At 65.3% G+C, this 8,824-nt stretch carries 10 protein-coding genes and 1 tRNA gene; 9 read left to right on the forward strand and 2 right to left on the reverse strand.

What is annotated here, in order from left to right; translation table 11 throughout:
* Window positions 1-37 precede the first annotated feature (37 nt).
* The 3 genes from BLT59_RS09800 to BLT59_RS09810 all read left to right on the forward strand — a co-directional run bounded on the left by BLT59_RS09800 (window position 38) and on the right by BLT59_RS09810 (window position 1,393).
* Window positions 38-733, forward strand: a complete 696-nt coding sequence (locus BLT59_RS09800; protein WP_091778898.1) for a fumarylacetoacetate hydrolase family protein — start codon at window positions 38-40, stop codon at window positions 731-733.
* Between the two features lie 13 nt (window positions 734-746).
* A complete protein-coding gene (locus BLT59_RS09805) occupies window positions 747-1,211 on the forward strand; it encodes an NUDIX domain-containing protein (protein WP_091778900.1) in 465 nt (154 codons plus the stop codon).
* Between the two features lie 107 nt (window positions 1,212-1,318).
* Window positions 1,319-1,393: transfer RNA gene (locus BLT59_RS09810), tRNA-Gly, on the forward strand.
* Between the two features lie 347 nt (window positions 1,394-1,740).
* On the opposite strand, the gene BLT59_RS09815 is transcribed toward BLT59_RS09810, so the two are convergent.
* Complete coding sequence (locus BLT59_RS09815) at window positions 1,741-2,733, reverse strand: DUF808 domain-containing protein (protein WP_091778902.1); 993 nt, start codon at window positions 2,731-2,733, stop codon at window positions 1,741-1,743.
* 984 nt (window positions 2,734-3,717) lie between these two features.
* Between BLT59_RS09815 and BLT59_RS09825 the strand changes: the two genes are divergently transcribed.
* From BLT59_RS09825 to BLT59_RS09850, 6 genes are all read left to right on the forward strand, one after another.
* Window positions 3,718-4,008 (forward strand): hypothetical protein, encoded by a 291-nt coding sequence (locus tag BLT59_RS09825; RefSeq protein WP_139174041.1) that lies wholly within the window; start codon window positions 3,718-3,720, stop codon window positions 4,006-4,008.
* A 137-nt stretch (window positions 4,009-4,145) separates the two neighbouring features.
* Window positions 4,146-5,300 (forward strand): hypothetical protein, encoded by a 1,155-nt coding sequence (locus BLT59_RS31230; protein WP_244513918.1) that lies wholly within the window; start codon window positions 4,146-4,148, stop codon window positions 5,298-5,300.
* Entirely contained in the window at window positions 5,297-5,755 is a 459-nt protein-coding gene (locus BLT59_RS09835; protein ID WP_244513919.1) for a lysozyme inhibitor LprI family protein, read from the forward strand. The genes BLT59_RS31230 and BLT59_RS09835 overlap by 4 nt, the downstream gene beginning before the upstream one ends.
* Before the next feature lie 49 nt (window positions 5,756-5,804).
* Window positions 5,805-6,125, forward strand: coding sequence for a YbjQ family protein (locus BLT59_RS09840; RefSeq protein WP_091778911.1), 321 nt, complete (start codon window positions 5,805-5,807; stop codon window positions 6,123-6,125).
* Between the two features lie 178 nt (window positions 6,126-6,303).
* A complete protein-coding gene (locus BLT59_RS09845; RefSeq protein ID WP_091778913.1) occupies window positions 6,304-6,750 on the forward strand; it encodes a lysozyme inhibitor LprI family protein in 447 nt (148 codons plus the stop codon).
* A gap of 217 nt (window positions 6,751-6,967) precedes the next feature.
* Window positions 6,968-7,372 carry a DUF805 domain-containing protein gene (locus BLT59_RS09850; protein ID WP_091778915.1) on the forward strand — a complete coding sequence of 135 codons (405 nt, stop codon included), beginning with the start codon at window positions 6,968-6,970 and terminating at the stop codon, window positions 7,370-7,372.
* Window positions 7,373-8,086: 714 nt separating this feature from the next.
* On the opposite strand, the gene BLT59_RS09855 is transcribed toward BLT59_RS09850, so the two are convergent.
* The coding region (locus BLT59_RS09855) for a flagellin (RefSeq protein WP_280141046.1) at window positions 8,087-8,824 on the reverse strand (738 nt) is incomplete at its 5' end.

Genomic DNA, 8,824 nt, shown 5'->3' on the forward strand with positions numbered 1-8,824 from the left:
CGCCGGGCCAACCGGACGACCCACCGCAGAGGCAGAGATGCTCTCCGTCATCCAGAACCCGCCCCGCATCGCGCTCCCGATCATCGGCAGCAGCGACTTCTTCCCCGTGCGCCGCGTCTACTGCGTCGGCCGCAACTACGCCGCCCATGCCCGCGAGATGGGTGCCGACCCGGACCGGGAGCCGCCCTTCTTCTTCATGAAACCTGCTGACGCCCTGCAGATCGTCGGTTCGGAGCCGACGGCCCACGTTTACCCCCCGAAGACCGCCAACTACCATTTCGAGGTTGAGATGGTGGCTGCCCTCGCCAGCGGTGGCCGCGACATCCCAGCCGAGACCGCCCTGGAGCACGTCTACGGCTACGCCATCGGCCTCGACATGACCCGGCGCGACGTCCAGGACGAGGCCAAGAAGATGTCGCGGCCCTGGGACACCGCCAAGGCCGCCGACGGGTCGGGGCCGATCGGCGCGCTCCACCCCGTCTCCGTCATCGGCCACCCGGCCAAGGGCGCCATCACCCTGTCGGTCGACGGCGAGACCCGCCAGAAGGGCGACCTCGCCGACATGATCTGGTCGGTCGCCGAGCAGATCGCCTACCTGTCGGGCTACTTCGCCCTGCAGCCGGGCGACTTGATCTTCACCGGCACGCCCTCCGGCGTCGGTCCGGTCCTGCGCGGCCAGCGGATGGTCGCGGCGATCGCCGGCCTCGGCGCGATCACCCTCGACGTCGTCTGAGCAGCGCACCCGCATGCTCCTCGATCGGCCGCTGCTGCGGCGCTTGTTCCACCTCGGGGCGCTCGCGTCCCGCGGCATGACCCTCGGCGTACGCGGCGTCGCCCTCGACGGCGCAGGGCGCGTGGCCCTGGTGCGTCACACCTACGTGAGTGGCTGGCATCTCCCGGGCGGCGGCGTCGAGCGTGGCGAGACCGCGCGCGACGCGATGCTGCGGGAGTTCCGCGAGGAGGCGGAGATCGTCCCCGCGGGAGAGCCGCGCCTGCACGGTCTCTATCGGAACGTCGTCGCCGCGCCCCGAGACCACGTCGCCCTGTTCGTCCTTCCGGCCTTCACGGTCCTGCGCCCCAAGGCGCCGGACCGGGAGGTCGCCGAGTGCGCCTTCTTCCCGGTAGACGCGCTGCCCGAAGGGACGACGCGGGGGACCCGCGCCCGGCTTCGGGAGATCCGCGACGGCCTCCCGCCGGAGCCGAATTGGTAAATCGTCACGGTTCGCGAAAAGGGCGCTTGCGTCGCCCGGCGGAATGGTGTTTAGAGAGCCGCGCCGGGGGCCGCCGGCACGGAAGTCCAGGCGGCGCGGCACAGTGAGCGGGTGTAGCTCAGGGGTAGAGCACAACCTTGCCAAGGTTGGGGTCGAGGGTTCGAATCCCTTCGCCCGCTCCAGTTTTCCCAACCAGACGAACGATTTTCAAGGCCGCATTATTGCGGCCTTTGTCGTTTTTGATCGACTTCGAAACCATTTTCGATGGCCGGCCGCTCCGTCCCTGAAGCAGGATGGACCGTCGTTGTTCCGATCAACCAGTCTCCCCTGAACCAGCGTAGATTTCCGGATCGGGCGGCGCGGCTCGGCGGGCGGAGAGCGGTTCGGGCTGAAGGCGGAGATCCTTCGGCGTGCTGCCGGGTAAGCCCACTGGGTGCGGGCGATCATTACTGGCAGTTGCGCCGCCTGGTGCGTGATACGTCGGCCGGTCGACGCGTGAGGTTTTCGACCCACCGCACCGGGCGTCGCGTCACGCATCCCGTTTCCATAGCGCTGACAGGGTCTGCCAAGCTGGGGCCAGCGCGAGGCGCGTCAGCGGGATCAGCAGGCCGCCGACCGCCAACCCTATCAGGCCCGACGCGCTCGCGGTAACCAGCCATTCGACGAAGCCCTTGGCGTACGGCACGCGTGATACGACGGCTGCCGCGGCCGCATGGGCGGCATGTGCAGGTGCAGACAGGCCGTAGGTCTCCAGCCCATGCATCAGGATCCCGCCACCGACCCAGATCATTGCCGCCGTACCGATGATAGCCAGGATCTTGAGTAGGATCGGCATGCTGCGGACCACACCGCGCCCGAGACCGCGGATGAGGCTTCCGAGTGGCGGTGTTGCGGTGCTGTGGGCGAGGGCGAGACCGGCGTCGTCGGCCTTCACGATCAGCGCGACCACGCCGTAGACGCCGGCGGTGATGCCTACGGCGACAAGGGCCAGTATGCCCGCCCGCATCCAGAAGCTGCCCTCCGGAAGGGCCGCGAGTGTGATGGCCATGATCTCGGCCGAGAGGATGAAGTCGGTCTTGATCGCGCTCGCCACGCGGCGGTCTTCGCGCGACCGAGCGCCTTCGGCGCTTCCCTCACGGTCATCTTGATCGCCGTGTGCGCGATGCGGGACAAGGACCTCGAAGACCTTCTCGGCGCCTTCATAGCAAAGGTAGGCGCCACCCAGCATCAGGAGTGGCGTGATCGCCCAGGGTGCAAAGGCGCTGAGGGCGAGGGCGCCTGGGAGCAGGAATAGAAGTTTATTGCGGAGCGAACCGACCGCGATTTTGCCGACGATCGGTAACTCGCGTTCCGCCGCGAAACCGACGACGTAGCGCGGTGTGACCGCCGCATCGTCGATGACGACGCCGGCGGCCTTCGTACCCGCCTTTGCCGCCTGGGCTGCAACGTCATCGAGGGAGGCCGCCGCAGCCCTGACCATGAAGGCGACATCGTCCAGTAAGGCAATCAGTCCGACGCTCACACGTCTCCCCTCATCCGCAATCAATCCGCCAGACAGACGATCCGCAGCTGGGTTTGATCCGTTGCGGTTAAAAAACGGGACCTCAGAGCGTGCTGAACTGCTTGCCCTCTCATCGATGCCAAGCTTCGAGGTGCAACAGCAGGCTTTCGACCGGACGGGCTCGGTCGCCCTGGGTCGCGGCCACTCATCGGTCGGTCACCTCCAGACCGGTCAGGATCAGTGGGGCCTGCGCATCCGGCACGCCGGGTGCTTCGGGCGACAGGGCCTCGGGACCGCCACCCGGTTCATGGCTGGCGGCGGTTGATGCCGCAGCAGGGAACGTTGACGCCGTCACAACAGCGATCGAAGAGGCCGAGGGTGCGGACGACACGGTACCGGGTGGCGTTGCGGAGGTTGCCGTAGACGGCGCCCTTGTCGAGGTGGGCACCGAGAGACTCCTGGTCGATGCGCGGTTATGCGCTCGCCTGGGCGCGAGCCAGGCGGCGGCGCCGCGAAGACCGGCGCCGGTGAGTACGAGAATCACTCTGTGAGTTAAGCCGCATCGCCGAACTCGGGTGATTCAGTGTCCGTCTCGACAGGGGCACGGGCGCGGACCGCGCGGCAGCGCATTTCTTCGCGCGACAACGATGAGACTGATGGATCGCATCAACTGCCTAAGTCGTCGGCCTGTCTCTGAAGACAGACCCGGATGCGCGACGGTCGGCACCGCGATCCGACTTCGCTTCCCTATGATGGGCTCTCCCGAACCCAGCCTATCCGGCTGGCCTGGAATGAATCCATCAGAATGGCTCGGCAATCGATAATTCGATGGAAATGAGTGGCGCGCGACGAGCAATGCGTGGCCGGTTACTGAACCGGTAACAATGTTCCCGACGATTCGTTGACCCGTTGGCTGGCAGGCGCCATCAAATAATCACCTGACCGGCGCGATATTGCTCGGCAGGAGCACAGATCTCGTTAATTATTACAGATATATCGAAAGTCGTGGCTATGAAGACAATCATCATGGCGGGTTTCGGTGCGCTGCTGAGCACCACCGCCTTCGCTCAGCCGGCGACCGAGTTCCTCGGGCGCGATCTGCGCGACCGCGGCGCGGCCTACACCGCTACGGACCGAGCCCGCGAGGATTTCGGCGTCGCCCGTGAGCGTGCAGCCGAAGGAAACTATGTGGGCGCCGCGATCGCCCAGGAGCGCGGTGCGATCGAGCGCGACCGGGCTGACCGCGATGTTCTCGCGGCGGACCGTAATCGCGAAATCTATCGCCGGACCCGCTGAGGAGTCTCGCGCGGCGATCGCCCTGCCATGGCTCGCCGCGCCAGCGCGGTCGCGAGCTGGTTGCACGACACCGTTCACAGCACCGACGCTTCTTGGCGCGGCGTCGCCGAGGCAATGATCTCTTCCCGGGGGACCGGATGCGCCAGGCATTGCAAAGTACTGTGGCGGGCGCCTGCCCACCCGTCTCATCGCGCTTCCGGCACATGCCGCTGTGTCTCGCTCTTCTGAGCCTGGGCCTTGTCGGGGCAGGGCTGTTGGGACCGACGAAACCGGCCGAAGCCCAGGAGGGTCCGAGCTACGCGGACGATCGACGCGGCATCTTCCTGCCGTTTCTGAACACCCCGGAAGCCGGTGACGTGATCACCAAGTCGCCTCGTCTCGGCCTTTCCTTCGGCGGCGCGGTGCGACCCGTTTTAGTGGACACCGGCTCCACCGGCATCGTGGTCTCGGCCGGCCGCATCCCCAACAATGAAACACTGCCCAGCGAGCCGGGACGCCTGACCTATTCGAGTTCTGGCCGGATCATGATCGGCCGCTGGATCCGTGTGCCGGTCACCCTGTGGGGCCGCAATGGCCAGAGCGTGGCCACCCAGCCCATCCGGGTCCTCGCGGTCGACCGTATCGACTGCGCCGAACGCGCCCGCAACTGCACGCCCGAAGAGGCGCCCAGCCACGTGGCGATGATGGGCATCGGATTCGGCCGCGAAGACGACAGCCAGACCCAGAGCACGCCGGACACCAACCCCCTGCTCAACGCGGAACCGCCCGGCCCCGGCGCACTGCGCCGCGGCTACGTGCTGACCCGGCGGGGCGTGCATGTCGGCCTGACGCGCGCCAATACGCGCGGCCGCTTCCGCTTCGTGAAGCTCGATCCGCACCCGCACGTACCGGGGGACTGGCTTGGCGTCCCCGCTTGCATCACCGTCGACGGGCGGGAGCCGGGCGTCTGCGGGCGCGCGCTTCTCGACACCGGCGTCACCGGCATGTTCCTGACGCTGCCGCCTGCGCAGGTCGCGGACAGCGTCCGGACCGATGCGGCTGGTCACGGCGTCCTCCGGTCCGGAACGCGCCTGAACTTCCGCTTCGGCGACTCGGCCAGCTACGCGATCATTGTCGGCGATCACGCGTCGCCGCTCGCGCCCGAGCGCATCGTCCTCAATACGACCCGCCCGCAGCCCTTCGTCAACACGGGTCTGCACGTCCTCAATGGCTTCGACGTCCTCTACGACGCCGACCGCGGATATTACGGATTCCGCCCTCGCAGCACGCTTTCGGCGGCCGACGATCGATGACCGGCAGGCTGGCCACCCATCCAATCCGCGGTTCGATGCCCGTGTCTCCCATGTTACGCAAAGCCCTTGTCGCCATCCTGCTTCTCGTCCCCACAGCTGGGTTCGGGGCTCAAGCGGATTGCAACCAGCCCGCAAACCAGATGGAGGCGGGTTTCTGCACGGGGCAGGCATTCGATCGGGTCGATGCAGAACTGAACCGAAGCTACACGACGTTGCGTAGCAAACTCGACGACAATGGCCGGCGCAATCTGGTTGCCGCCGAGCGGGCGTGGATCACGTTCCGGGACCTCGAGTGCAACCTGCGGACCGGATACAACGCGTCGACGCCCGACGACAATGGAAGTCTCTCGCCAATGCTCCTGGGCGAATGCAAGATCACGCTGACGCGCCAGCGCATCCAGGACCTGGCGGCGCAGATCAAATGCCCAGGTGGCGATCTCTCCTGCCCGCCGTGACCGGCACGTCACCCCGTCCCACCAACCCCCTGCTCAGACGTTGCATCTCATGATTATCGTTACGACCGAGAATATTCCGAACTACCATGTGCGTGAGGTGCGGGGCCCGTGCTTCGGCGCCGTGGTGCACAGCCGCGGCGCAGTCGGCAATTTCACCGCGGGGCTGCGCAGCCTGATGGGTGGCGAAATCAACGAATACAGCCAGTTGATCGAGCAGGCCCGGTCTCAGGCCGTCGACCGCATGGCACAGAACGCGGCGCAACTCGGCGCCAATGCCATCGTCATGATGCGCTTCGATACGGCCGACACCGACCAGTCCATGATGGGCGTCGTCGCCTACGGCACGGCCGTAATCGTCGAGACTCGTTAAGTCGCACGTCACGAGCTCAGGCCCAGCCTGAACGAGCAACCTCGCCACGGGGCCATGCCGCTCGGTCTGACCGCGGTAAGACCTCCAACAGACTGTCTTAACCCTCTGTTACCCGCGCTTTCCGGTCGCGTCCGGTTGACGCGGAGCGCATGAATTAGGCCCGACAACCATGTCCCACATGCACCACAAGCCCTTTCGCCTGCTGAACGCCGCAATTCCCACCCTCGTCGGGCTGCTCGCCTGTGGGGTTATGCCGGCCACGGCGCGCGCTGATCAGCCGTCGGCGAAACTGTGCCTGAACGAAACCTCGACGCCTGGCACCACGGATTGCATGGCGCGCGCGCTTCAGGAGGCCGATGCGAAGCTCAACGCGGTCTACAAGAAGGCGATGTCGGTGATCGACCACGATGATCGCACGCAGGACCCGAGCGCCAAGGCCGTCTGGAAGACTCAACTCGAGAAGGCGCAGCGGGCCTGGATTGCCTTCCGGGACGCCGATTGCGGCGACCTGACCTACAGTGAGTGGTCCAACGGGAGCGGAGCGAACCCGGCTGTCCCCGCGTGCCGCTACGACAAGACGGTGCAGAGAACCGCCGACCTTCTCAGCCGCTATCCGCTGCACTGAAATCCGTCCGGAACGGTGTTGGCGATGTAGACGGATGGACAGATCGACGCCCTGAACGCCACCACCAACATCTCGTAATACCAATGATGCCCTAAAGGGCCACGAAAATCTGCACGCAGTCCGATCTCTTGCCTATCGTTATTTTTTAAAAATCATCCGAGTTAGGCATATCCCGCACGGATGCTGAATTGCCTTTGCCGCTACGTCGGAGATAGAGATGCATTATTACGCGAATGCGATGAGAAACTATGCCAATTTTTCAGGTCGCGCATCGCGGTCTGATTATTGGTATTATGTTCTTATTTACGTCGTAATTTGCTTTCTGGCTGGCTTCGGCGATGGATTTATACATGGATTTTTCAGGACGCATGAGAATCCAAATATATTGTCTGCGATCGTTCATCTCGTGCATTTCGTTCCTTCTCTCTCCATATTCGTTCGCCGGCTCCACGATACCGACCGGTCCGGTTGGTGGTATTTCGCGGCTTTTACGATCGTGGGGCTTATTCCGCTCTTCATCTTCTCGGTGACCCGCGGAACTGCCGGCCCGAACAGGTTCGGGCCGGATCCGGTGAATACCGAGGCCCCTCTTTCTGGCGGGCCAACGGTTCGTTTCGGTTGAGCGTCCCTATCTGGATCGGGCCGTAGAGATAGAGAAACGAATTCGGCGGGGTTACACGTAAGACAATGGGGCCTGCCAAGGTCCCGCGCTGGGCGACAGGGTTGAGGCGATGGCGCCTGGGTGCGGCAATGTCGGCGGCAGCAGGACGGCACGTCCTTCGGCTGCTCGGTGTGGCGGGGCTCGGGCTTACTGGCAGCGCGGCCATAAGAACCGTGCGCCGTCGGTCGTTCGGTCAGTCCCGGTGCGCATCCCGGGATGGGCGCACCGGCACAAGCCCTTTTCGACTGACCGGGTCTTCCGCGTTTCGGGCACGATGGCCGGAAGCGAACCGTCCCCGGCCCTATGTTTCGGCAAGCGGACCGATCAGAGCCGCAGCATCGGCGCCCGGTCCTCAGGTGGCGTTGCTGGAACCAAGCGGTTCCGCCGCCAGTCGCCGCGTGCAGGCATGAGTTCTCCTTGACCAGCACGCGCTCCCGCCGGCGCAGCCGCTCGACCTCCCCCGAAGATCCTCCATGCCGCTGACCCTGGTGCTCAGCCGGAGCGCGCCCGGGCCAACACCTGCCGGCACCCGGATACGGCGAGGGGTCTAGGATCCCGACAGGTTCGCGTGCCGTCGTGTCGGGCAGTGTATTCGGCGGTACCCAGAGGCGTGCACCCTCAATGCAAACGGCCGGAGCTGTGCTCCGGCCGTTGCGTCGATGACGAGAGAGGTATTTACCGCAGGAGCTGGAGAACGCCCTGCTGTGCGGAGTTGGCGAGCGACAGGGCCGAGATGCCCATCGACTGACGCGTCGACAGCGCCTGCGAGTTGGCCGCTTCCTGGTTCAGATCGGCATTGGTCAGGTTGGCCGAACCGGTCTGCAGTACGTTGATAATCTGCTTGGAGAAGTCCTGCCGGTTCTGCACCACCGACAGGTTCGAGCCCAGCGTGCTCGCCGCCGAGTTCAGGCTGTTGCCGGCGCTCGTCAGGGTCGCCAGCGTCTTGTTGACGTCCGCGTTGAGCAGGAAGTTGCCGAGACCGGTCTGGCTCGTCGAGCTGTTGGAGTTGGTAATCGCCGACAGGCCGAGGCCGCTGGCGGTCGCGTCCACCGAGGCGACGTTCAGGTTGGAGCTGCCGGTGTCGTTGAACTTGATGTTCATGTCATTGCCCTTGCCGGCAATGAGGTTGACGCCGTTGTAGCTGGCGTCGCCGGCGAGCTGCGTGATCTGGTTGAGCAGGTTGTTGTACTGCTGGGCCAGGGAGGCGCGCTGGGTCACGCCGGAGATCGACAGGTCGCTGCTGACCACCGTGGAGGCGGTGACGCCGCCAGCGGTGTAGGTCGAGGCGGTGGTCGAGGACGAGGTGAAGCCGAGCGCGGCCTGGCTGGCGGCGTTCTGGAATTCGACGTCAGCCTGGGCGTTCAGCACGATCTTGGTGCCGGTGCTGTCGAGGGAGAAGATCGCGCCGGCGCC

Source organism: Methylobacterium sp. UNC378MF (assembly GCF_900103195.1).
Lineage (GTDB): Bacteria > Pseudomonadota > Alphaproteobacteria > Rhizobiales > Beijerinckiaceae > Methylobacterium.

What these genes read in the sequence shown, in the direction of transcription:
- BLT59_RS09800 (WP_091778898.1), top strand. Translation starts at nt 38, where the DNA reads ATGCTCTCCGTCATCCAGAACCCGCCCCGCATCGCGCTCCCGATCATC.
- BLT59_RS09805 (WP_091778900.1), top strand. Translation starts at nt 747, where the DNA reads ATGCTCCTCGATCGGCCGCTGCTGCGGCGCTTGTTCCACCTCGGGGCG.
- BLT59_RS31230 (WP_244513918.1), top strand. Translation starts at nt 4,146, where the DNA reads ATGCGCCAGGCATTGCAAAGTACTGTGGCGGGCGCCTGCCCACCCGTC.
- BLT59_RS09835 (WP_244513919.1), top strand. Translation starts at nt 5,297, where the DNA reads ATGACCGGCAGGCTGGCCACCCATCCAATCCGCGGTTCGATGCCCGTG.
- BLT59_RS09840 (WP_091778911.1), top strand. Translation starts at nt 5,805, where the DNA reads ATGATTATCGTTACGACCGAGAATATTCCGAACTACCATGTGCGTGAG.
- BLT59_RS09845 (WP_091778913.1), top strand. Translation starts at nt 6,304, where the DNA reads ATGCACCACAAGCCCTTTCGCCTGCTGAACGCCGCAATTCCCACCCTC.
- BLT59_RS09850 (WP_091778915.1), top strand. Translation starts at nt 6,968, where the DNA reads ATGCATTATTACGCGAATGCGATGAGAAACTATGCCAATTTTTCAGGT.